Origin of the sequence: Pseudoalteromonas sp. AOP7-A1-14, from assembly GCF_052376275.1 — a bacterium.
GTDB lineage: Bacteria > Pseudomonadota > Gammaproteobacteria > Enterobacterales > Alteromonadaceae > Pseudoalteromonas.
In genome coordinates, this window is sequence record NZ_JBQSVO010000015.1 from 16,198 (window position 1) to 35,979 (window position 19,782).

At 40.2% G+C, this 19,782-nt stretch carries 20 protein-coding genes and 1 pseudogene; 13 read left to right on the forward strand and 8 right to left on the reverse strand.

Going from position 1 to position 19,782, the window contains the following annotated elements:
* Nucleotides 1-211 precede the first annotated feature (211 nt).
* From parE to ACT3RM_RS04505, 5 genes are all read right to left on the reverse strand, one after another.
* Nucleotides 212-2,101 carry a DNA topoisomerase IV subunit B gene (parE, locus tag ACT3RM_RS04485; RefSeq protein WP_441993050.1) on the reverse strand — a complete coding sequence of 630 codons (1,890 nt, stop codon included), beginning with the start codon at nt 2,099-2,101 and terminating at the stop codon, nt 212-214.
* Between the two features lie 32 nt (nt 2,102-2,133).
* Nucleotides 2,134-2,694 carry a YqiA/YcfP family alpha/beta fold hydrolase gene (locus ACT3RM_RS04490; protein ID WP_441994568.1) on the reverse strand — a complete coding sequence of 187 codons (561 nt, stop codon included), beginning with the start codon at nt 2,692-2,694 and terminating at the stop codon, nt 2,134-2,136.
* On the reverse strand, nt 2,679-3,470 hold the full coding sequence (locus ACT3RM_RS04495) for a metallophosphoesterase (protein WP_441993170.1): 792 nt from the start codon (nt 3,468-3,470) through the stop codon (nt 2,679-2,681). The genes ACT3RM_RS04490 and ACT3RM_RS04495 overlap by 16 nt, the downstream gene beginning before the upstream one ends.
* Entirely contained in the window at nt 3,457-3,915 is a 459-nt protein-coding gene (locus ACT3RM_RS04500; RefSeq protein WP_441833850.1) for a DUF1249 domain-containing protein, read from the reverse strand. The genes ACT3RM_RS04495 and ACT3RM_RS04500 overlap by 14 nt, the downstream gene beginning before the upstream one ends.
* Nucleotides 3,916-3,984: 69 nt before the next feature.
* The gene (locus tag ACT3RM_RS04505; RefSeq protein ID WP_441833849.1) at nt 3,985-4,602 is read right to left on the reverse strand and encodes an NUDIX domain-containing protein; all 618 of its coding nucleotides are present in this window, start codon (nt 4,600-4,602) and stop codon (nt 3,985-3,987) included.
* Between the two features lie 131 nt (nt 4,603-4,733).
* Between ACT3RM_RS04505 and tolC the strand changes: the two genes are divergently transcribed.
* The 3 genes and pseudogenes from tolC to ACT3RM_RS04520 form a co-directional block, all read left to right on the forward strand.
* Nucleotides 4,734-6,089: an outer membrane channel protein TolC gene (tolC, locus tag ACT3RM_RS04510; protein WP_441833848.1), complete on the forward strand. Its 1,356-nt coding sequence runs from the start codon at nt 4,734-4,736 to the stop codon at nt 6,087-6,089.
* A gap of 102 nt (nt 6,090-6,191) precedes the next feature.
* Nucleotides 6,192-7,118 carry an LpxL/LpxP family Kdo(2)-lipid IV(A) lauroyl/palmitoleoyl acyltransferase gene (lpxL, locus tag ACT3RM_RS04515; RefSeq protein ID WP_441833847.1) on the forward strand — a complete coding sequence of 309 codons (927 nt, stop codon included), beginning with the start codon at nt 6,192-6,194 and terminating at the stop codon, nt 7,116-7,118.
* A 178-nt stretch (nt 7,119-7,296) separates the two neighbouring features.
* Nucleotides 7,297-7,508: pseudogene (locus tag ACT3RM_RS04520) on the forward strand (TcpQ domain-containing protein); the annotation flags it as partial.
* Nucleotides 7,509-7,519: 11 nt separating this feature from the next.
* On the opposite strand, the gene glnE reads toward ACT3RM_RS04520, so the two are convergent.
* Nucleotides 7,520-10,327, reverse strand: coding sequence for a bifunctional [glutamate--ammonia ligase]-adenylyl-L-tyrosine phosphorylase/[glutamate--ammonia-ligase] adenylyltransferase (gene glnE / locus ACT3RM_RS04525; protein ID WP_441993168.1), 2,808 nt, complete (start codon nt 10,325-10,327; stop codon nt 7,520-7,522).
* Nucleotides 10,328-10,399: 72 nt separating this feature from the next.
* On the opposite strand from glnE, the gene ACT3RM_RS04530 reads away from it, so the two are divergent.
* From ACT3RM_RS04530 to ruvX, 6 genes are all read left to right on the forward strand, one after another.
* Nucleotides 10,400-11,293 carry a DUF350 domain-containing protein gene (locus ACT3RM_RS04530; protein ID WP_441833845.1) on the forward strand — a complete coding sequence of 298 codons (894 nt, stop codon included), beginning with the start codon at nt 10,400-10,402 and terminating at the stop codon, nt 11,291-11,293.
* 73 nt (nt 11,294-11,366) lie between these two features.
* Nucleotides 11,367-11,831, forward strand: coding sequence for a hypothetical protein (locus ACT3RM_RS04535; protein WP_441833844.1), 465 nt, complete (start codon nt 11,367-11,369; stop codon nt 11,829-11,831).
* A gap of 60 nt (nt 11,832-11,891) precedes the next feature.
* Nucleotides 11,892-12,626 carry a 16S rRNA (uracil(1498)-N(3))-methyltransferase gene (gene rsmE / locus ACT3RM_RS04540; RefSeq protein ID WP_441993008.1) on the forward strand — a complete coding sequence of 245 codons (735 nt, stop codon included), beginning with the start codon at nt 11,892-11,894 and terminating at the stop codon, nt 12,624-12,626.
* A gap of 54 nt (nt 12,627-12,680) precedes the next feature.
* Nucleotides 12,681-13,637: a glutathione synthase gene (gene gshB / locus ACT3RM_RS04545; RefSeq protein ID WP_441833842.1), complete on the forward strand. Its 957-nt coding sequence runs from the start codon at nt 12,681-12,683 to the stop codon at nt 13,635-13,637.
* 95 nt (nt 13,638-13,732) lie between these two features.
* The gene (locus ACT3RM_RS04550; protein WP_441833841.1) at nt 13,733-14,290 is read left to right on the forward strand and encodes a YqgE/AlgH family protein; all 558 of its coding nucleotides are present in this window, start codon (nt 13,733-13,735) and stop codon (nt 14,288-14,290) included.
* A 13-nt stretch (nt 14,291-14,303) separates the two neighbouring features.
* A complete protein-coding gene (gene ruvX / locus ACT3RM_RS04555) occupies nt 14,304-14,753 on the forward strand; it encodes a Holliday junction resolvase RuvX (protein ID WP_441833840.1) in 450 nt (149 codons plus the stop codon).
* Nucleotides 14,754-14,849: 96 nt separating this feature from the next.
* Here the strand turns inward: ruvX and ACT3RM_RS04560 are convergent, their stop codons facing one another.
* Nucleotides 14,850-15,977 carry a PilT/PilU family type 4a pilus ATPase gene (locus ACT3RM_RS04560; RefSeq protein WP_441833839.1) on the reverse strand — a complete coding sequence of 376 codons (1,128 nt, stop codon included), beginning with the start codon at nt 15,975-15,977 and terminating at the stop codon, nt 14,850-14,852.
* Nucleotides 15,978-15,998: 21 nt separating this feature from the next.
* A complete protein-coding gene (locus tag ACT3RM_RS04565) occupies nt 15,999-17,039 on the reverse strand; it encodes a type IV pilus twitching motility protein PilT (RefSeq protein WP_441833838.1) in 1,041 nt (346 codons plus the stop codon).
* Nucleotides 17,040-17,041: 2 nt separating this feature from the next.
* On the opposite strand from ACT3RM_RS04565, the gene ACT3RM_RS04570 reads away from it, so the two are divergent.
* From ACT3RM_RS04570 to ACT3RM_RS04585, 4 genes are all read left to right on the forward strand, one after another.
* Nucleotides 17,042-17,755, forward strand: a complete 714-nt coding sequence (locus tag ACT3RM_RS04570; RefSeq protein WP_441833837.1) for a YggS family pyridoxal phosphate-dependent enzyme — start codon at nt 17,042-17,044, stop codon at nt 17,753-17,755.
* A gap of 15 nt (nt 17,756-17,770) precedes the next feature.
* A complete protein-coding gene (gene proC / locus ACT3RM_RS04575; protein ID WP_441833836.1) occupies nt 17,771-18,592 on the forward strand; it encodes a pyrroline-5-carboxylate reductase in 822 nt (273 codons plus the stop codon).
* Between the two features lie 109 nt (nt 18,593-18,701).
* A complete protein-coding gene (locus ACT3RM_RS04580) occupies nt 18,702-19,235 on the forward strand; it encodes a YggT family protein (protein ID WP_441833835.1) in 534 nt (177 codons plus the stop codon).
* 100 nt (nt 19,236-19,335) lie between these two features.
* Nucleotides 19,336-19,779: a DUF4426 domain-containing protein gene (locus ACT3RM_RS04585; RefSeq protein WP_441833834.1), complete on the forward strand. Its 444-nt coding sequence runs from the start codon at nt 19,336-19,338 to the stop codon at nt 19,777-19,779.
* The last annotated feature ends 3 nt before the right edge of the window (nt 19,780-19,782 follow it).

A 19,782-nucleotide genomic window follows, 5' to 3' on the forward strand; every position in this document is an offset into this window, starting at 1 on the left:
TAACTACGAAAAAGAAACGACGCCTAATCCTAATATCTTAAATTTTGTTGTACACTACTTGGCTCAAATTTAAATAATTGTGGGCTTTATTTAAAATGGTAATGAACAACAAGCTGCTTTTTACGCTATTGCTCATTATACTGATTTTACACAGCTGTATTAAAAATAAACATGTATATCAACCTAACTAATCATAGCCATAACGTCTAAATTAAACTTGCGCTTTATTACCGTGATCTTCAAGCCACTGGCGACGATCTGACGAACGTTTTTTCGCTAGCAACATATCCATCATTTCCATGGTTTGCTCTTCTTCTTCAAGTGTGAGCTGCACTAAACGGCGAGTATTAGGGTCCATGGTCGTTTCACGTAATTGTAACGGGTTCATTTCACCCAAACCTTTAAAGCGCTGAACGTTTAATTTTCCGCGTTTTTTCTCAGCTTCAATGCGCGCTAAAATACCGTCTTTTTCGTCTTCATCAAGCGCATAATAAACTTCTTTACCAATATCAATTCTAAATAACGGCGGCATTGCAACATACACATGCCCTTCCTTAATAAGTGCGGTAAAGTGCCGCACAAACAAGGCGCAAAGCAACGTTGCAATATGCAGTCCATCCGAATCCGCATCGGCCAAAATACAAATTTTGTTATAGCGCAGTCCTGATAAATCGCTAGATTCAGGGTCAATACCTAAGGCAACTGAAATATCATGCACCTCTTGGGATGCCAATATTTGCCCTGACTCAACCTCCCAAGTATTAAGTATTTTACCGCGCAGTGGCATTATAGCTTGAAACTCTCGGTCGCGAGCCTGTTTAGCTGAACCACCCGCTGAATCACCTTCTACTAAAAACAGTTCAGTGCGGTCGTTATCTGCAGCGCTGCAATCGGTCAACTTACCCGGCAGAGCGGGGCCTGATGTCACACGTTTACGCACCACCTTTTTTGCCGCCCGAAGGCGCTTTTGTGCATTTGAAATACATAATTCAGAAAGTAACTCGGCAGTTTCGGTATGCTCGTTTAACCATAAACTAAACGAATCTTTTACCACACCTGAGACAAACGCAGAGCATGAGCGTGAAGACAGCTTTTCTTTTGTTTGCCCAGCAAATTGAGGATCTTGCATTTTAACTGACAACACATAGCTACAACGCTCCCAAATATCATCAGGGGTAAGCTTTACGCCACGCGGTAATAAATTTCTGAATTCACAGAATTCGCGCATGGCTTCAAGTAAGCCTTGGCGTAGGCCATTTACGTGGGTGCCGCCTTGCGCAGTAGGAATTAAATTTACGTAGCTTTCTGCAATTGATTCGCCACCTTCTGGCAGCCAGACCACCGCCCAATCAGCGCCTTCAATAGCACTTGAAAACTCACCGACAAACGGGTCTTTGGGTAATACTTCAAAGCCTTTTATAGCTTCATTTAGATAATCTTTAAGGCCAGTTTCGTAATACCATTCTTTAGTTTCTTTAGTTTGTTTATTGGTAAATTTAATTCTCAAGCCCGGACATAAAACAGCTTTGGCTTTTAATAAATGATGCAATTTAGTCAGTGAAAAATTAGGCGAGTCAAAATAGCTTACATTAGGCCAAAAACGTACTGTGGTTCCGGTGTTGCGTTTACCCACACTGCCAATAACGTTTAAATCTTCAACTTTATCACCCTGTTCAAAAGCCATTCGAAACTGCTGTGCATCACGTCGTACAGTTACTTCAACACGATTAGATAAGGCATTTACAACAGAAATCCCCACACCATGCAAACCACCTGAGAATTGATAGCTTTTATTAGAAAACTTACCACCTGCGTGCAATTTAGTAAAAATCAGCTCAACCCCAGGAATACCTTCTTCAGGGTGAATGTCAATCGGCATGCCACGGCCATCATCACTGACTTCTAGCGAATTATCTTCATGCAAAATAACATCAATTTTTGTCGCATGACCTGCCATAGCTTCATCGACACTGTTATCGATCACCTCTTGACCTAAATGGTTTGGGCGCACGGTATCGGTGTACATACCGGGGCGGCGTTTAACAGGTTCAAGCCCATTTAGGACTTCAATGGCTTCGGCGTTATAATTTTGCTGACTCATAATTTTTATCTTTTTAAGTGCTTAGCTATGTTTTACGTGATTTTAAGAAAGTCTACAATACTTGCAAAGGTGCGTTCAAAGCCAATAAAACTATGATCGCCACCAAATTCTATCTGTTGCTTACATTGTGAATAATAATTAACTGCGCGCTGATACGGTAACACTTCATCCCCTGTTTGCTGTAACAAATACAATAGCGAAGGATGAGGTAAATGCGCAATCGATAACGCTTTTAATGCGTTAACATGATTATTGTTTAATTCGTACGTATACTGCTGATAAGGATTATAGTTCGACCCGAGCAGCGAACTCAATAGCAAATAAGGCTGTACAGCAGGATTAATAACAACACAGCGTAATTGATACCGTTGTGACAAATAAGTAGCGTAAAAACCACCTAAAGAGCTGCCAACCAATACTGTATCAGGTGTGAGTAATTGCTCAATTTGTAAAATTGCTCGCAAGGGTTCATGGCTTAAGCGCGGCACACAGTAATCAACATCATAGTTTGCCATATACTCACTAAGGCGCACAGCTTTATATGACTTTTCACTGCTATTGAAGCCATGTAAGTAAATTACTCGTCGAGCCATATCACATCCGTAGTTATATCAAGTTGTGTACTATTTAATGGTGCAAATAAATTAATAAGCCGATAACTTGGCCCTAAGTCAGATTGCTGCCACTGAGTTGTATTTTTTGTAAACTGTATAGAGCTGGCAGGTGTCGCGTAAACAGCTAAGCCACGGTAATCAAATTGATACTGATGATGCACATGACCATGAAACAACGCTTTAACTTGCCCAGCATTAACCAAAACATTAAGCAATTGCGGGCCATTTTCAAGCATATGCTTATCTAAATAGCCACTAATTGGCAGTGGGTTATGGTGACAAAAAACAAGGGTTGGTTGTTTATAACTCGTCAAAGTATTTGCAATTTCGTCAAGATGTTTTTGATTAACCCAACCGGCAGGTGTTGAACTTTTAGAGTTAACAAGTAATAGCTCCGCTCCCTGAGACCTAAGCCGCTTAGCACATTTAATTTGCCCACGACTTATTTTATTTAAATAATCAATTTCATCATGATTGCCTGGCAACCAAAATACCGGGCAATTTAAGTTCGCCTTTGCAATAAGCTCTGCAAACACTAAGTAAGAGTTAAAACTATGATCTTGTGTTAAGTCGCCACCAAAAATAATGGCATCAACATTTTTTTTAGCTATATCAGCTAAGCAGCGGCTAAAATTAACAGCCGTATTAACGCCAAAATAGCACTCTTTTTGCTCAGCGAATAAATGACAGTCGGTAATATGGGCTAATCGTAATGATGATTTATCAAACTCAAAAACTTTATCAAACCAAGCCATTTTTTACATCCCAATTAAGTTCGGCCCGACCATTTTCAAGGCACGCTGTTAACCAATCATGTAAAAAAGCATTGAGTTGATATTTTTCATCTTTTTGATGCATATTCGGATTTGGGTAAGCATAAGAGGGCTTAATGCGTTGATGGTAATCATGGTGAATAATTTCAGCAACTTTCGCATCGTGGTATAAACGTACTGTTAAGAATAAAGGCGCTATACCTTGTAACATCCCTGACTGCTGAGTAATCGCGATATCCATGGTGTATTTTGCGGTTGATTCAATTGTCACCTGAAACTGATTGCTGCCCAACAGTACTTTTCGGCTACAGCCTACCTCATGCTGCTTAGGCAATAATTTTAAGGCGCGTAGATAGTTATACTCACACAAAGTAAGGTATTTAGGTAAACTTTGAATATAACGTTGTTGCACTGTAGATACGGCCACATTACCACCAATAAATTATAGTTAACCTGTTAGTAAATCTCTTAATTAAAGTTCAGGTTAGTTAAAAGTTTACTTTGCTAGTCGCTGTCGGTTTAGTGCCAGCCATTGCAAAGAAATAACCGTAGCAGCGTTATCTATTTCGCCACTTTGCAATCTTGCAAGTACATTATCAACACTCATAATATGCGTTTTTATGTCCTCACCTTCATTTTCAAGGCCAAACACGCCACTTTGATGCTGACTTAAATCGGTGGTTGCTAAATACAAATGTAAACGCTCCGTCGTTCCACCAGGACTTGATAAATACGACAACATAAATTCCAACTCATCAAGTTCAAGCCCTGCCTCTTCAAAGGCTTCGCGCTTTACAACTGCGGGGTAATCTAAACTACCGTCAGTCATTCCCGCGATACATTCTAGCAGCCAAGGCGATTTATTACTTTTAATAGCACCGATACGAACTTGCTCAATTAACAAGACACTATCCAATATTGGGTCATAAGGTAAAACTGCAACCGCATCGCCGCGCTCAAGAATTTCGCGCTTAATAACCTCTGACTGACCCCCCGCAAATAAAGCGTGTTTAAATTGGTATAAATCTATTTTAAAAAAACCATTATACAGGTTTTCAACGGGCGCTAACTGTACATCTTGCTGTTGAAATTGAGCAATTAACTTGTTGTTCATGATTAACTAAACCTCATATTATATTCTGTTACACTTGTTCACGCCGTTTTACGTAATTATTTTTTTGGTTATTAAGTAAAACAGGGTAACATGTCTTTAGTATGCAAAACTGTCTAAGGACTGAACGAAAGATGAAAAAGAACATTATTGCGGCGCTAGTTGGCTTGTCATGTGCATTAACTGCGACGACCTCTAACGCAGAAGATTTATTACAGGTTTATGAAATAGCCACAGCGAACGATCCCACTGTTTTAAAAGCAAAAGCGCAAGCAGACGCCCAAGCATATAATAGCGACAGCGCCATGAGCGCCCTATTACCACAAATTGGCCTTACTATGGGTTACACTAAAAGTGACTCAACGTCGTATCAGAGCTTTGCTGACGCCACCACTCTTACCGAAGTAAATAGCAGCTACGATCAGTTTACTCGTGGTTTATCGTTATCTCAAACTCTGTTTGATTTAGGTGCGTGGAATTCTTTAAACATTGCAGACAAACAAGCGCTACAAGCCACCGCGCAATATGACTTTGCTAAGCAAGACTTAATAGTTCGTGTTGCAGATGGCTACTTTAACGTATTAAATGCCATTGATAATCTTGAGTTTGTACAATCTGAAAAACGCGCTATTGAACGTCAATTAGAACAAACTAAACAACGTTACGCGGTAGGCCTAACCGCGATTACCGATGTGCACGAAGCACAAGCTCAATACGATAACTCAGTAGCACAAGAAATTGTGGCAAAAAATGGTGTCGAAACCGCACGTGAGCAACTTCGTGAAATTACCGGTAAATACCATGCAAAGATAGATATTTTAAACACTGATACTTTTTCAACCGTAACACCTGCTAAAGACTCAACTGACTTTATTAAGGTTGCTGAACAACAAAACCTAAGTTTACAAGTATCAAAAGTGACGGTAGATATAGCTAAAGATCAAATTGATTTAGCGCAATCTGGCCACTACCCAAAGCTAACCCTAGACGCAAGTTACGGCGACGCCCTTACTGACAGTGAAATTAATAACGTCACAATTAACAACCAACCGCGAAGCGACCAAGCAAGCGTAGGAGTTAATTTCAGCGTACCAATTTATTCAGGCGGAGCAACAACTGCAGCAACTAACCAAGCTCGTGCATTTTATGTAGCTGCTAGTGAAGATTTAGAATCAACGCTTCGCGGCGTAATACGCTCTGTTATCACGTCATATAACCTAGTTGTTTCTGACATTGCAACTTATCATGCATTGCAACAAGCAGTGGTTTCAGCTGAAAGTGCCTTAAAAGCAACCGAAGCAGGCTTTGAAGTTGGTACACGTACCATCGTTGATGTATTAGTTAGCACCCAAAACCTATTTAATGCAAAAAGTAACCTAGCCAATGTACGCTATCGTTATGTGCTTTCTACTTTGCGTTTAAAGCAAGCCGCTGGTACTTTAACACCTGATGATTTAGTTGCTATAAATCAAGGCTTAAAAGAGATTTAATTAACTCTTACTGTTTATTTTTAAAGCCAGCTTAGTGCTGGCTTTTTTGTATTTTTTATGACATCCAGTTAAACTTGTATTTTTTATACATTGAGATTTTTTGTGGTCAATCATTCCCCTTTCAAAATCGCTTTTCTAGGCCCTCGTTATTGGTTAACTTGGGTTGGCGTATTCTTTTTATATATTATTTCTTGGCTGCCTCATAAGCTGCAACTGCAAATGGGCAAGTACCTTGGTCGCCTAATCTATCGTTTTATGAAACGCCGCCGTCATATTGCAGAGGTAAATATTAGCTTGTGCTTTCCTGATATGCCAAAACAAGAACAGCAAGCCCTAGTATTAAAAAATATGGAAAATACCGGTATAGCGATGATGGAAACAGGTATGGCTTGGTGGTGGCCTAACTGGCGGGTTAAAAAGGTGTATGGCTCAATAAAAGGCTTAGAACACTTTGCACAAATACAACAATCAGGTAAAGGTGTGCTGTTACTGGTGCCGCATATTTTACACCTTGAAATGGCAAGCCGTATAATGGGTTTAAAATGCCAAGGCATTGGTTTTTATCGCCCCCATAACAACCCACTAATGGAGTACTTCACAACCAATGGACGCTTACGTTCAAACGAGTATTTAATTGGCAAACGTGATGTAAAAGGCTTATTAAAGGCCCTTAAAGATAAAAAAGTATGCTATTACTTACCCGATCAAGATTATGGCCGAAAACGCTGTGAATTTGCGCCTTTTTTTGCTGTTACTGACACAGCAACCACCACAGGTACACTGCTTTTTTCAGCCAGTAAAAACTGCGAAACAGTCAGTTTAACGAGCCGCCGTGATGCACAAGGAAAATATCACCTCGAGGTATTACCAGCGCTTGAAAACTTCCCAAGTGGAGATGATTTAACGGATGTAACTCGGGTTAATCAACGTATTGAAGACGCTGTAAACGCGGCTCCAGAGCAATACATGTGGCTACACAGGCGTTTTAAAACTCGCCCTGATGAAAACGCCACTTCTTATTATAAGTGACAAGATCAAAACATATGCTGTTATTAATTAATATACATAAGAGAGTATGAGTTATGTGGTTTTAAGTTAAGCACTTACCATTAGCCATTATTTTAATTACAGCAACAGTTTACTTTTTATTTGGCGATTTAAACTGGATATGAAAACTCAAAAAACGCAGCTGCAGAAGGCTTATCGCCTTTATTGGTATTTAAGTAAAGACTAGGTCGTAAAAGATCACTTTAGGGTCGATAGCACATTCAGCTCAATACTTTACCAAGTTAGCCGTACTATAAACGATGTCTTTATAAATGAAGTGTATACCTTTTTTGTTATAAACAAAGAGCAGCGGTGATCACCAAACTGCCCTCAGAATATATCCGCGAAAACTGTCAAAAGCTACCTGGTTAGCTCAATATAGCTTAATCCAGCGTAAACACATGCCGCCAAATAGCACACACAGCCTCAATATGCTCAACCAGCTCAACTTTTAGTGCACACCTGCCCTTTTGATCCAAACTCATAATATGATAACGCGAACGGTACTCGATATAAGCGCTGATCAAGTCATTTTTCATGGCCGTGCTGATACAGTTTAGCCTTGCTGCATCAGATAAAATACGCACGTTATCTGGGTGTTGGGTAAGCTCACTGTAAGTATTAGCATTTTTAAGAACCAGATACTGAGTAATAAATTCAATATCAGTCATGCCGCCGCGGTCTTGTTTTAAGTCAAATAGAAGCGTATCGCCTTTCGCTAAATGACTGCGCATTTTCTCGCGCATTTTTACTACATCGTCTTTAAGAGTTTGCTCTTCTCGAAACTGACATAAAACACCTTGGCGAATTTCATTAAAGCGCTGCTGCAATTGCGCCTCACCTAAAATCATTCTAGAACGCACAATGGCTTGATGTTCCCATGTCCAAGCCTGAGTTTGCTGATAATGATTAAAACTATCAATATTAATGGCAAGCAGCCCTGACGCACCTTCTGGGCGTAATCGAGTGTCCAGTTCATATAGAATACCCGACGTGGTACGGGTATTAAATAAATGCATTAAGCGCTGTGCTAGCTTTAAATAAAATTGCCGTGAGTCTATCGACTTTTTGCCGCCAGTTTGACTTGAGCCATCATGGTTATGCACAAACACTAAATCTAAGTCTGAATTATACCCCACTTCAAAGCCACCAGTTTTACCGTAGGCAATAACTGCAAAACCTTTATTTTCATCGTCCGTACCTTGTGGCATACCAAATCGATTAACCATTTGTTGCCACGCAATATTAACGGTTTGCTCAACAACAGCCTCAGCAAGCGCTGTTAAGTGATCGCTTACTTTCATTACATCAAGTACTTGTGTGGCATCTGCTGCTGCAATACGTAGCTGGTGAGTTTGCTTAAATTGCCTTAGAGCTTCCATTTGCAGCTCAAGATCGTCACTATCAATGCGTAAAAAGTATTGCCTAATTTCATCTTTATAGGCGCTAAGTGGCGTCGGTTTATAAAGCACTGCCGGATCAATTAGCTCATCAAGTAAAATAGGATAACGAGAAATATGCTCCCCAATCCATTTACTATGACAACATAACGATACCAGCTGTTTAAGTGTACCGGGGTTTTCGTAAAGCAGCTCTAAGTAGGCAGTTCGTGAGATAATTTTACGCAATATTTGGCAAACCATGCTAAATACCGCTCCGGTGGCATTACTTGTAGCAAGCTGCTTAAGTAACACGGGCATTAGTTTATCAAGAGTTTCACGGCCACGAGCACCAATTTTAGTTGTGGTTAAACGCGCCTTAAACTCATCCAAAGGCTGCTGCCAGTCATTATTGGGATCATCTAAGAAATCCACATCACTGTGATCCCAAACATTAATAAAAGCAGTTTCACACGGATCTACAGGCTCACTGTCATCACCAATTACTTGCTCAAACTCACCATGTATGCCAGCCATAACTTGTTCAATAAAGGCCAAACTTTGATTAAAATCGGTTTTATTAAGTAAATAATTTAAGCGATACTGTCCCAACTCATCATCGGGGAGTGTTTGCGTTTGTTGATCATCGAATATTTGTAAATACTGCTCAATTCGACGAAGTGTTAAATAGTTGTCTTTAAGTTCTTGTGCTTCGTCTTCTTCAATAACTTGATTATGAGTCAATTCAGTGAGTGCAGTTAATAATGACTGAGTTTGTAAGTTAGCCTCACGACCACCACGCACCATTTGCAATGCTTGTACAATAAACTCCACCTCACGAATGCCCCCCGCCCCCAGCTTAATATTATTAGTTAAACGTTTACGACGAACTTCTTGGGCAATCATTTGTTTCATTTTTCTTAGTGATTCAATCACCGAAAAATCAATATAGCGACGGTATACAAATGGCTTAAGTAATTGATAAAACTCTTGGCTGTAATCTGACTGCTCACCAATTAAGCGCCCTTTGAGCATAGCGTAGCGCTCCCACTCTCGGCCTTGTTCTTGGTAGTAATCTTCAAGAGCACTAAAACTCATGACTAACGGGCCGCTTTCGCCAAATGGGCGTAAACGCATATCAACACGAAAAACCTGTCCGTCTGCAGTTACTTGGTTAAGTGCTGAAATTAACTTTTGCGCGACCTTGGTATAAAACACTTGCGCTTCTATAGCACGTCGCCCTCCTTGAGTTTTAACGCTGCGCGGATAGGCAAAAATTAAATCAATATCAGATGAATAATTAAGCTCTCGCCCACCCAACTTACCCATTCCAAGTACAAATAAAGGCAATGGCCGTTGTTGTTCATCAAAGGGCTGGCCATTAACTAAAGCCACTTGAGTATGCGCCCAACGATTAGCGCTATCGATAAGTTGGTCAGCGAGTGCTGAGATGTAATTAATACTATCGGCAATATCGTTATGGCAACATAAGTCTAAAAACGCGACTTTAAGCCAAAATTTTTCACGATAGGAGCGTAATAATTGATGACATTGCGACTCGCTTATTTCAGAAAGTTCAAGCCCTTCAAATGGGCAAGTTACTTCGCGCTGTGCAATAAAGTCTTCATCCACCAGCTCTGCGATTAATGCTGGTTGAGATTGCAAGCTGCGCCATGCAAAGTCGCTTAAGGCTAATAATTTAATAATGATGTTAGTACAGGGCTTATCTGTATCAAGCGTTAAAGCTCGTTCTTTTCCAAGCTCATAAAGATGGCTTGGCATCTCACTTAAAGGCTCTGTTATGGGGTTCATCAAATACTCTCTTTTATCTCATCAATAACCGTACTAGAATGATTTACATAAAATAACCATTTAAGGTTCATAATGTCTTATTTATCTTTATCTAACACTAGTTTAATGACTATTGCTATTAGTTTTACGGTTATTTGCTTAGCCATTATTTGTTTGCGAATTATCGCTCACACTAAAGCAAAACAAGCTTTAAAAGAAGAGCTCGCCGAGCACGACAACTTTGCTTTGGGGATTAGTTTTGCAAGCGAAATTATTATTGTAACTGCTACTATGGCATTTTTATTCGATGAAATCAGCTTAAGTTCTGCACAATCTAACCCATTGAAGGTTGTTGTATTAATTGGCTTACTATTTGGGTTTATTAAAATTGGACACCTCATTCATCGCAAATGGATATTGCGTCGTTTTAATGAAGAAGCCGCTATTTTAAAACAAAATGTTTGTGCTGCATTGGTCGATTCAAGTATGTTAATAGCGAACTGTATAGTGGTATTAGGTGTTTATAGCTGGTCGCATACTCAAGGTTTTAGCAACTTATTAATTGCAGGAGTGAGCTTTTTCTTACTGCAAAGTATTTTTGCCATCGACAGTAAAATACGCGAAGAGCGTTTTGCTAAAAGCAATCAAGGAGCGTCATTACAAAGCAACTTTAATTTAGAAAACACCTCTATTGGTATTCGTTATGCAGGTAAATCAATTGGCTTAGCGCTGGCTATTTATGCTGGTTTATCTAGTGCTGAGTTTCATAATGATAAAATGGTTGAAAATCTATTCACTATTACCTTACATTGCGGCGTGATGTGGATATTGCTTTATGCTTTAACGGGTATTATTAAATTAATTTCGTTACCTAACATAAATACATCGCTAGAAATTGATCACCAAGATAATATAGGTATTGCCTGTATAGAGTTTGCTGTTTTCGGTGCAATAGGCTATTTACTTATTAGGATGTTTTCTTTGTAACACATGATCGTGTTAACTTAAAAACATCAATACAATCAACAGTCTAAATTAATGCCAGAGCGCATGAGGGCTTATGCCGTTTGAAATAAATAATTATTTACTAGTTGACTATGACACGGAGTTTACTCGTCGATTTTCTGAGTATTATTTTTGCGGCAAAACAACAAGCGCCTTAGTTGTTGCAGGCGCCAATACACGCAGCTTAGTAAAACTAATGTTTGATGAACTTATTAAAGACTATTGCTACTGCGAGTTTGAAAATGAAATAAGCGTTTCCGAGCTGGCTACTTATGTACACGAGCACCACAATGTAGCCGGTGTATTAATCAACAAGACAGATTACTTACTTTGTGATGAAAAACAGCGATTTATTTTTAACTCACTGCATACTGTGCGTTTTTTGATCACTGAGAAGGACGATGGGTTTTCATTTGAAGCTGCCCCTGATGACGCACAAAGCAATCATCTTTCATGTCAAAGCGACATCGCTGAGACTCCACAGAATTTAGACGCCATGTTCGAAAAGCTTAATAACTAGCTTGCGCCTAGCGCTTGGCTTACTTACCATAAGCTTATTAACCACTTATTTAAGATAGCCATGCGCATTCCTCACATTTATCAAGCAGGTGAAATCACCCTAGCTACAGAGTTTAATTTAGACGACGATGCCGCAGGCCACATTGGCCGCGTACTACGCATGAAAGTAGGCGAAAAAGTATCGCTATTTAACGGCCAAGGCGGCGAATACTTATGTGAGTTAGTCAATGTTGGCAAAAAGTCTGTTTCAGTCATGCCCCTTAAATTTGATGACAAAAACGTTGAATCACCGATTAGTATCCATTTGGGTCAAGGTATTTCTCGGGGCGATAAAATGGACTTTACCATTCAAAAGTCAGTGGAATTGGGAGTGAGTGAAATCACCCCTATATTCAGCCAGCGCTGCGGTGTAAAGTTGAGCCCAGAAAGGCTTGCTAAAAAACATTTACAATGGCAAAAAATAGCTATTGCAGCTGCAGAGCAATCAGGCCGCAATAGCATTACAATTATTCACCCACCAGTTGATATAAATGATTGGCTTAAGCAACCGAGTGAAGAAATTAAACTTACACTACACCCGCGCGCTGAGCACAGTATTAAAACCATTAAAGTACCTAACGCAGGGGTGCGCTTTTTAGTTGGCCCAGAGGGCGGCTTGACCGATACTGAAATAAGCCAAACTAAGCAGCAAAACTTTGTAGATATACGTATTGGGCCGCGCGTACTGCGAACAGAAACCGCAGCTTTAACAGTCTTAAGTGCATTGCAATTACAATTTGGTGATTTAGCGAATTGAAATTTGTTAAAGCAACCCTCATATCTATATTAACGTATTTAGTAAGGCAACGACATGGCAATTAAGTTAGGTATAATTTCAGATCCAATCAGTGGATTCAATATCAAAAAAGACACAGGGTTTGCAATGATGATGCAAGCGCAAAGCCGTGGTTATGAAATTTACTACATCGAAATGGACGACTTATCCCTGCGCCAAGGTAAAAGCTACGCCACAGCTGCCAAAGCAACTGTATTTGATGATGTTGACCACTGGTATGAACTTGAAGAAAAAACCACTATCGCACTTGCTGATTTAGACGTGATTTTAATGCGTAAAGATCCGCCGTTCGATACCGAGTATATTTACGCGACTTATATTTTAGAACGAGCAGAACTTGCGGGTACATTAATCATTAATAAGCCACAAAGCTTACGTGATGCCAACGAAAAGTTGTTTACCGCTTGGTTTAGTGAGCATACTCCAGATACGCTGGTAACGCGCTGTAAGCATCAGATTCGCGCTTTTTTAGCTGAGCACAAAGATATTATTCTAAAGCCCTTAGATGGCATGGGTGGCGCGTCTATTTTCAGAGTAAAAGAGAACGATGCCAATATTGGTGTTATTTGTGAAACCCTCACTGAACATGGCAGCCGTTTTGCCATGGCACAAAACTATATTCCTGAAATCAAACAAGGTGACAAACGCGTACTGGTAATCGATGGCGAAGTGATCCCATATTGCTTAGCACGTATTCCACAAAATGGTGAAACACGAGGTAATTTAGCCGTTGGGGGTCGTGGTGAAGCACGCCCAATTAGCGACTCCGATCGTAAAATTGCCGAAGCAGTCGCACCAACACTAAAAGAAAAAGGACTCGTTTTTGTTGGTTTAGATATTATTGGTGACAAATTAACTGAGATTAACGTTACTGCACCAACTTGCGTTAAAGAAATTGAAGCAGCCTATGACATTTCAATTACTGGGCGTTTATTTGATGCTATCGAAAAACGATTACAACATAAAAGCTAACTTTAAATTTAAATTGCGCCATACTTGTACTGTTATACTCAAACTTCCTGAGATGGTTTGAGTATATATAAATAATCAATTATAAGGGTAACGCTATGCAGTCATTAGAAAATCATTTTTTAATCGCTATGCCTTCAATGCAAGACCCTTTTTATAAAAATGCCGTCACGTATATATGTGAGCACAATGAAGACGGTGCAATGGGTCTTGTTATCAATCAGCCAATTAATATCAATGTGGGAGAGTTATTAGATAAAATTGAAATTGATAACGACAAAACTAAACAAGCCGCGCAGGTGGCTGTTTATGCTGGCGGGCCTGTAAAAACTGACCGCGGGTTTGTTTTACATTCGCCAAAGCCCGGCTTTTCCGCAAGCCAGCCATTAAGCACAGACATCATGATCACTACATCAAAAGATGTACTCGCAAGCCTAACGACTTCAGAAGCACCAGAGCAATTTATTATTACACTAGGTTATTCTGGCTGGGAACAAGGCCAACTAGAACAAGAGCTACTAGAGAACAGCTGGTTGATTATTAAAGCCGATCCCGAGATTATTTTTAATACCCCAGTAGAGCAGCGCTGGGAAAAGGCCGTATCAATGCTCGGCTTTAATGTAAGCCAATTAAGCAGTGAAGCAGGCCATGCCTAAGAAGAATGTATAAATGAGTAAAAGTAACCGCAAACCAGTCGGCGAGCGCACTGTAATGGGCTTTGATTTTGGTACCAAAAGTATTGGAATTGCTATTGGCCAAGAACTAACCGGCAGTGCGCGCAGCCTAACAGCAATAAAAGCCAACGATGGCATCCCGAACTGGGATAATATCAAAAAGCATGTTGATGACTGGCAGCCCGACTTGCTGGTGATTGGCTTACCTTTAAATATGGATGGCACCACGCAAGAAGTAACGTTTAAAGCCAAAAAATTTGCTAATCGTTTACATAATTACACCGGGTTACCGATTGAAACCCAAGATGAACGTCTCACCACAGCAGACGCTAAAGCACGATTATTCGAGCAAGGCGGTTATAAAAACTTAGGTAAGGGTAATGTTGATAATATGTCTGCAGTAATTATTCTCGAGAGCTTTTTTGAACAGGCCTATGGTGAATAATCCACCATGAACATACATATCTGAAAGGTGCGCAAAACCTCGTAGGCTCGAACGGGTTTCGCGCATATTTTATATTTCGTTCATATCTTGAGTTAGTTATTCTTTTTTGTCTAAGCCATCAATGGTCACGCCTTGTAAAAAACCAGCGCCTTGCTGCTCGTTGTTACGTAACTTAATCATTAAACGTAAGTCATTTGGCGAGTCAGCATGATGTAATGCATCAGCGTAGTTAATACGCTGCTGCTGATACAGCTCAAACAATGCCTGGTCAAAGGTTTGCATACCCACTTCTTTTGACTTAGCCATTACCTCTTTAATACTTCCGACATCGCCTTGCTTAATAAGCTCTGCAATCATGGGCGAGTTAAGCAATACTTCAATAGCGGCAACACGGCTATTACCATCTGGTGTTGGCACTAGTTGCTGCGCGATAATAGCGCGTAAATTCAATGCTAAATCGTATTTAAGCTTATCGTGCTTTTCTTTAGGCACTAAATGCATAATGCGGTCAATTGCTTGGTTGGCATTATTAGCGTGCAATGTAGCCACACATAAATGCCCAGTTTCGGCAAAACTAAGCGCGTATTCCATGGTTTCTTGTGAGCGAATTTCACCAATTAAAATTACATCTGGGGCTTGGCGTAATGAGCTTTTAAGCGCCGATTCAAAGCTTTCAGTGTCCAACCCTACTTCGCGCTGAGTAATAATACTTTTGCGATGTTCATGCACAAATTCAATCGGATCTTCAATGGTTAAAATATGGCCGCGCTGGTTACGGTTACGGTAACCAATCAATGCAGCTAGTGAAGTCGACTTACCCGTACCCGTTCCACCAACAAACAATACCAAACCACGCTTTGACATAATCACATCAGTCAGTGTAGACGGTAAACCCAGCTCGCTAATATCTGGAATTTGCGTCACAATGCGGCGAATAACCATGCCGGCTCGGTCACGCTGCCAAAATGCTGAGATCCTAAAGCGGCCTTCGTCATTAGCAATCGCAAAGTTACATTCTTTACTATTATGAAACTCTGTTTTTTGCTTTTCACTCATCGCTGACTCAACCAACTCCAGCGCTTGCTCGTCGGTAAGCTTTTCATCGCCTAACGTAGTTAGCTCACCATTAATTTTTACACTTACTGGTAGCTGGCTTGATACAAATAAATCAGAGCCTTCTTTTTCAATCATGATCTTTAAAAAGAAATTTAGAGACATAGACATTTTTATTCCTTAACAGCGAACTTAAGCGCCAAAATTATTTTTATCTTGCGCTTTAGCACGCGCTTCAGCGTTACTTACTCGGCCTTGGTTAACTAAGTTTATTAAACACTGATCCATAGTCTGCATACCGTGCGATGCCCCCGTTTGAATAGATGAATACATTTGAGCAATTTTGTCTTCACGAATAAGATTACGAATAGCAGGAACACCAATCATAATTTCATGAGCGGCCACTCGTCCGCCCCCCACTTTTTTAAGTAAGGTTTGCGAAATAACGGCACGCAATGACTCAGACAACATAGAGCGCACCATGTCTTTTTCTTCACCTGGGAATACATCGATAATACGGTCAATGGTTTTTGGTGCCGATGTAGTATGTAGCGTACCAAACACTAAATGGCCGGTTTCAGCCGCGGTCATCGCTAAGCGAATAGTTTCAAGGTCACGTAACTCGCCCACTAATATAACATCAGGGTCTTCACGCAGTGCACTTCGTAACGCATTAGAAAAACTATGCGTATCGCGGTGAACTTCACGCTGATTAATTAAACTTAGTTTATTGTCGTGCACGAATTCGATAGGATCTTCAATGGTTAGAATATGGTGATGTTTATTTTGATTAATATAATCTACCATCGCCGCAAGCGTCGTTGATTTACCTGAGCCGGTAGGCCCAGTTACCAGCACTAAGCCACGTGGCGTATCTGAAATAGTTTTAAATATCTCGGGAGCACCTAAATCATCTAAAGTCAGTACTTTACTTGGAATAGTACGAAACACTGCTGCAGGGCCGCGATTTGAATTAAATGCGTTAACACGAAAGCGCGCAAGGTTCGGAACCTCAAACGAAAAATCTACTTCAAGATTTTGTTCATAGTCCTTACGCTGATTATCGTTCATAATATCGTAAACCAGACTATTTACATCTTTGTCTTCAAGTGCTGGAATATTAATACGACGCACATCGCCATCAACACGGATCATCGGAGAAACCCCCGATGATAAATGTAAATCTGATGCATTATGCTGCACACTAAAGGCTAATAATTCGGTAATATCCATTTATGACTCCACAACCAACTGATAATTATATGGTTACAATAGCAGAACGACTTAAATCCGCCTATGCAAGAATTGCCCTTGCGGCTAAAAAATGTCACCGCGATGAAAACGCAGTAACACTATTAGCGGTATCAAAAACTAAACCCACTGAAAATATACTAGCAGCCTATCAGCATGGGCAACGCGCCTTTGGCGAATCTTACGTTCAAGAAGCGGTTAATAAAGTATCGCAATTAGCCTGTTATAGCGACATTGTTTGGCACTTTATTGGTCCAATTCAATCAAATAAAACCGCACTTGTTGCTGAAAACTTTGCCTGGGTGCAAAGTGTTGAGCGCGAAAAAATAGCCAAACGCTTAAATCAACAGCGTCCAGCAGATAAACCTGCATTAAATGTATTAATTCAAATTAACATCAGCTTAGAAGAAGCAAAGTCAGGCTGCCACCCTGATGAAGTTGAAGCACTAGCTGAATATATTAACCAATGCCCTAATTTACTACTGCGCGGGGTAATGGCTATTCCTGCAAAAAGCGATGACGATAAACAACAGTTACAATATTTTGAGCAATTACGCTCTTGCTTTGATAGACTTAAGTCCCAATATCCTCATATAGACACCTTGTCGATGGGGATGAGTGGCGATGTAGAAGCCGCTATTGCAGCAGGCTCGACCATGGTTCGCATCGGCACGGATATTTTTGGCCAACGAAGCTAAGGTGATAACTAAGATATGACAGATAAAACAATTGCATTCATAGGCACAGGTAATATGAGCTATGCCATTATTGGTGGCATGGTAAAAAATGGCTTTGCAGCAAAAAACATTATTGCAACCAACCGCAATCAAGAAAAGCTCGCAAAAGCAGCAGACGACTTTGGCGTGCAAACAACCGCTGATAACAACCAAGCACTAAAAGATGCTGACGTGATTGTGTTGTCTGTAAAGCCACAAATGATGGGCGACCTATGCCAATCGTTTCAAGATTCAGGCGTCGACTTTAGCGACAAGCTATTTATTTCAGTGGCTGCAGGTTTAACTGTAAAACGCTTACGCGAAATGCTAGGTCAAGACGTTAAAATGGTTCGCTGTATGCCAAACACACCTTCATTATTAGGCCGTGGTGTATCGGGCTTATTTGGCGCTGGCGAAACTCAAGACGAGCATGATTTTGTACAGCAAGTATTTGAATGTACAGGTATTGCAATATGGGTTGATAAAGAATCAGAAATCAACAACGTAACGGCAGTAACCGGCTCATCACCTGCTTACTTTTTCTTATTTATGGAAGCCATTGAAGAAAAAGCCAAAGCACTTGGCTTTAATGATGAAGATGCCCGCCGCTTAGTACAACAAACAGCCCTTGGCGCTGCTGAAATGGCATTATCACAACCCGATATCAGTATTTCACAATTGCGTAGTAACGTAACCTCAAAAGGGGGCACTACGCATGCAGCAGTTGAGCATTTAAAATCAGAAGGTCTCACAGCGACAGTTGCTGATGCAATGGATGCCTGTATTGCTCGCGCAGAGGCAATGGAAAAAGAATTGTAAGGTTTTTTGTAAAGGCCTAATTAATGGCCTTTCGCTTAAGCTTAAAGTGCTTTAAGGTGTTAATTTACCTAGATATTCTTATCTAGGTCTTGTTTATTAAGGTAACATAATGAATGCCATGCAATTTTTAATTGGGATCGTATTTGATCTGTTTTTAATGGTGGTGTTATTGCGCTTTTGGCTGCAAACAGCTAGAGCCGATTTCTACAACCCACTTAGCCAGTTTGTAGTAAAAGCCACTTCGTTTGCTGTTAATCCACTACGTAAAATTATTCCCGGTTTAGGTGGGATTGATTTAGCTTCATTGTTATTGGCGTTCATTGTTGCAATAGCAAAAGTATCAACACTGATGTTGTTATTTTATGGTGGCTGGGCTGCATCAACAGCCTTTATTAGCGCCTTTGCAACTGTTATTAAAGAAGCCCTTAACTTAATGTTTTGGGTGTTAATTATCCGCGCATTGCTAAGTTGGATAAGCCAAGGTTACAACCCTATTGAAGCGGTCTTCCATCAATTAACTGAACCAATGCTGCGCCCTATTCGTAAAGTTATACCGCCATTAGGTGGCCTAGATTTGTCAATTGTGGTGTTGATCATCGCCCTGCAATTTTTACAAATGCTATTTTTAGACTTTATTGGTTAATATCTACCTATAAAGAGGCCTGTTGGCCTCTTTATACCAATCACATTAAATGAGTGAGTTACTTTAGCTCTCTCATTTATTACTTTTAATGAGTAAAATTATGAAAAACCTCGCGAGTATATTATTTTTCGCCCTTGCTGGTATTACCTTTAGCGCCCAAAGTGAAGATGTAAACGGCGGCCAATACAAAGAACTTGGCCCATGGCAAGTACATTACATTGCTTTTCCTTCTACTTTTATCCAGCCGAAAATAGCCAAAACCTACAACCTTGAACGCAGCAATTATAAAGGCATTGTGAACATTTCAATTTTAAAAAACAATGCAGATAAAACCGCGCAAAGCGCAGTACTAAGCGGAACGGCTAAAAATTTACTAGGTAACTCTCAACAGCTTGAGTTTAAAGAAGTTAAAGAAGGTGACTCGATTTATTATTTAGCCCAAGTTAAATTTAATAACGAAGAAATTTACCGTTTTGATATCAGCATTCAACAAGGTAACACCGTACAAAAACTGCAATTTCAGCAAAAATTCTACGTAGATTAAGAA